General features: G+C 29.6%; 2 protein-coding genes. Both read left to right on the top strand.

Annotated features, from left to right (window positions below; genetic code table 11):
• Positions 1 to 1113: hypothetical protein (locus tag ACH5BF_RS14165; protein WP_423274766.1), on the top strand; the 1113-nt coding region annotated here is incomplete at its 5' end.
• An 18-nt stretch (positions 1114 to 1131) separates the two neighbouring features.
• The coding region (locus ACH5BF_RS14160; RefSeq protein ID WP_423274891.1) for a beta strand repeat-containing protein at positions 1132 to 4613 on the top strand (3482 nt) is incomplete at its 3' end.

Here is a 4613-nt window from a genome sequence, read left to right as displayed (position 1 = left end):
AATGCAGAGGTAAATACAGATATATACCTAGAAGAGAAAGATGATTTACAAATAGGTACAGTAAATGCGACAAATATGAAAGTAATTTCAAACTCAAATATAGAGAATAAAGATACAACATCATTAGTAAAAGTAGATAAGTTAACAATAGATGCATTAAATGTAAACCTGAATACAGAAATAAAAACAATAAACGCAAATGTAGTAAATGATATAACAATAAATGAGAAAGATAATCTGTTTGGAACAATCATAGCAGAAGACTTAATCTTAGATGTAGCATTCTCAACACTTCTAACAGATGTAGAGACAATAACTGTAAACTCAAGTGATTCAGTATATGTAACACAAATAGATGATGTAATAGTAAAAGATTCAAACGCAACAAATATCTTAGCAATAGAAAGCTCAAATGGAGATCTATACTTAGATAAATTAACAGCTAATACAGTAACAGTAAAAGTATCAGAAGAAAAAAGAATACTAGATAATAATGGTGAATTAATAAATGTAGAATCTCAAAACCTAAATATGCTAGGGAAAGGGGCATATACAGAAGGAAATAAAGTAAGCCCAGAAACAATAGAAACAATGGCAAAAGAGGCTATAGAGATAGACACAACAAAATTATATTTAGGAAATTATGATAAAGCTAAAATAAAAAATAATACAATAAATGATACAATGTACGGCTTATTAATAGAGAGAGATAATTACTCAATGCAATATGTAGCAGTAAGTGAGTTTGATAAAGAAGTAACAGAGATAGAAACACAGTTATCAGAAGGGATGGAAGATATCGTAATGTGGGAGTTTGAAGCAGCGATAAACTACCAAAACTTAAATCAATCAAGTAATATAAATAGCGCATATAATGAGTATGTAGTAAGAAATACACAAATAACACAGAATGATAATATAAGAGCATTAAGAAGCTTTGAAGTGCAAAATGTGAGTACAGTAGCAGAGCATGAGGTAATAATGCCAAGTGTAGAATATAGTACGTATACAAGTTCAATAGGATTTATAGATATAGAGAGAATGAGTAGTAATATCTTGTTTGACTATGATGAGGAAGAGTATGAGTTATGGACAGAAGATTTAGTTTTATAATAAAAGTAGGGAAATAGTATGAAATTTAATAGTAGAGTTATAAAAAGAAGAGAAAAACTTTTGAAGCAGAAGAAGTTGAAACAAATGGAACAAACTGAGTCACTTTATAATATAGAACCTTTAGAGAGTAGAACACTACTCTCTGCTGACCCAGTTTTAGGTGGGGCACAAGCTGTAATACTTTTGAATAATGATCAAAATACTTACTCACAAACTAGTTATGAAACTATTAAAAATACTTTAGATGATAGTGATGGAAGTAGAACAGAATTATTAAAAGACAATACTCGACTTGAGGCATTAGATTCAAATAACAATAAAACAGTTGTTTTAGATATTAAGGAGATGCTAAATGCAGATGGTACTTTAGAAACTATTCTTTTTATAGACCCTCTTGATACAAGTAAGCATATTTATTTAGGAACTGATGGTACGGATACTTCTGCTGGTATTCATTTAGATGCACAGTTATTTGAAGATATTAAAAACGAGTTTGATACTATAGTTGTAGGAAGTGTTGCAGGCTCAAATGACTTTACTGTCTTAGGATCAGGTGATGGTTCAACAGATTTAATTTTAGATGATAATTTATATATCGTATCAAATCCAAATAACTCTACTACAAATGATACTTCAAAACTCTCTTTTATAAATGGAAATACTTTAACTACTTTTGTTGCTGATGTAATGACAAATAAAAATACTACTTATGCAGCTCCTGTTATTGTTTCAGGTGATGAAGTATATTTTAATTCAGATGGATATTTTGATTCAAGTGAAGAAGGTATTCAATTTGATGATACTATAAATGGAAGTACTTCAAATGATAAATTAGCAATTTTAGCATCAGGAAATATGACCTTTAAAGATAAAATTGGTGATACAAATCCTTTAGAACATTTGTCAATTACTGGAAATAATATGAACTTTGACCTTGAAGTTATAATTGATGGTGATTTTGTAATAACTTCAACTAATGGGAATATATTATTTAATGATAGTGTAACAGTAAATGGAAATCTTTATATAGAAGGTGCAAATACTATTATTTTCCAAAATACTCTTGATGTTACAGGTAATATTTATTTAGAAGGTAATGAAATAGATTTTGCTAATTATGTAAACAAAGATGTTTCTTTTGATGCAAATAGAACTATCACATTAAAACCTACTGATAAAACTGTAAATATTGAGGTTTCTTCACCAAGTAAAATAGGTGCTGATTATGAAGATATTAACTCTCTTAATTTAAGTAGTACAGAATTAGGGTATTTGTCTGAAAAGTTTGGAAAGATTATCATAGGTCATGAAGATGGGATTGATAGTTATAATGATACTACTGGAACAGGTCATGCTTCAAGTGGACTAGGGGATATTATTTTAGGACAGTTTGGTTTAACGGGTTCTACTTTTAATGATGATGTTTATCTTTTTGGAAATAATATTATAGTTGATGATAATCAAAACTCTTCAGCTATTTTATCTGTAAAAGATAGTATTTATTTGGAAGCTTATAATAATATTGAAATATATAATAGAATCAAAACTTCAAATGATATTTCTTTTTATTCAGTAGAAGGAAGTATTTCTCAAAAAGACTATAATGAAGTTGATAATGATAATAAAACAGGTGAATATGAGTTTTTAGATGCTGATAACTTAACAGCTGTTGCTAAAACAGGAATAGACCTATCTTCTATATTTGTCAATAATATTGATATTAAAAATACAGGAAATGGAGATATTAATATCAACATTGTTGATTTAAAAGATGATAAAGGAACATCCGATACTTCTGATGACACAGATATTGTAAATGGATATACATATAAAAAAGATGTAAATGTAACAGCTTTAGAACAAACAGATGAAACTGGTATAGGAACTACTAATCTTACAACTGAAAATGGAACTATTACAGTTTTATCTAGTGCTAATAGTGGGAGAGGAATTACTATAGATAGTAATGGAACTACTACAGTTGAAGCAAAAGATAGAGATACTAGTGATAGTGATAATTTTGATATTTTAGTAAATCATAATATTCAAACAAATGATGGAAATCTATCTTTAGTAGCTGATGATTCAATTACCGTAGCTGATGGTATTTATACTAACTCGTCAAGTGGTGGAGATATAGCTTATAGTGCTGGTTTAGATATTTCTTTATCTATTGTTGAAGCTGATGCTTCTGTAACATTAACAGCAGGAGGGAGCGTACTAGATAATTTAAGTAGCGAAGTGTCAAATATCCTAGGTGGAACAACATCATTAACAATAACAGCAGGAACAGGAATTGGAACAAACTCTGATGATATAGATACAACAGTAGCAAATATCACACTAACAAATAATACAAGTGGTGATATATACCTACAAGAAACAGATACACTAGAAATAAAAGGAATCACACAAAATAGTAGTGATGGTGTAATAAATATTGTTGTTGACTCAGGAGATATTACACAAAGTGGAAATATTACATCAGTAAATGGAGATATAAGTGTAATAGCTACATCTGGAAGTATCATAATGAATGATATAAAAGAGACAAACTCAACAGCAGGAAATATTACATATAACGCAAGTTCAAATGTAGAAGTAGCAATTATCAATACAACAGGAAATGTAACAGTAATAGCAGGATTAGCAATAAGTGATAACTTAAGTAGTGAAAATGCAAATATCACAGCAAATGAAGCAACATTAAGTGCAACAACAGGAATAGGAACAAATAGTGATGAAATAGATACAGATGTATCAACAATCTCTTTAACAAATATAACAAGTGGAGATATATTCCTAGAAGAAGATGATGACTTAATAATTTCTTCAATTAATTCACAAGGTACAAACGGTGATGTAGTAATCGTAACAGAAGAAGGAACAATTACAACAACAGGAACAATAACAACAAATACAAGTTCAGATGGAGATATATTACTTCAAGCAATAGGAACAGCATCTGATATCACAATAGGAGCAGCCTTATTAAGTACAGGTAATGTTTCATTAAACGCAGGAAGAAGTGTAAACCTAAATGCAAATGTAACAACATCAACAAGTAGTAAAACAATAGATGTTCTTGCAAATAATTCAATAACAATGATAGATGGAACAACTATCCAAACTAATGATGGAAATATCATTATAGAAGCAACAAATGGAAGTGTAACTACAGATAGCGTAAATGCAGGAACAGCAGATGTAGGTATTTATGCAGGAACAACACTAAGTGATATAGATGGAAGTTCATTAATTACAGCAAATGAGTTATTGATAAAAACAGGAAGTACAATAGGTGAAGGAAGTAATCACTTAAATACAGCAGTAGATGAAATAACAGTAAATAGTGGATCAGATGTATATATCACAGAAGCAAATGCAATAGAAGTAAATAGTGTAGATGTAGAGGTAAATAGAGTGGATGTTACAGGAGTAGCTACGCTTACAACAAGTTATGATACACAGTCTGATATAACAACAGGCGGAAGCTTAGT

The organism is Arcobacter pernae (assembly GCF_049472135.1).
In the GTDB taxonomy this organism is placed as follows: Bacteria; Campylobacterota; Campylobacteria; order Campylobacterales; family Arcobacteraceae; genus Arcobacter_B.
Note: the sequence above shows the minus strand (reverse complement) of the source record. Positions and strands in the feature narration are given on the sequence as shown.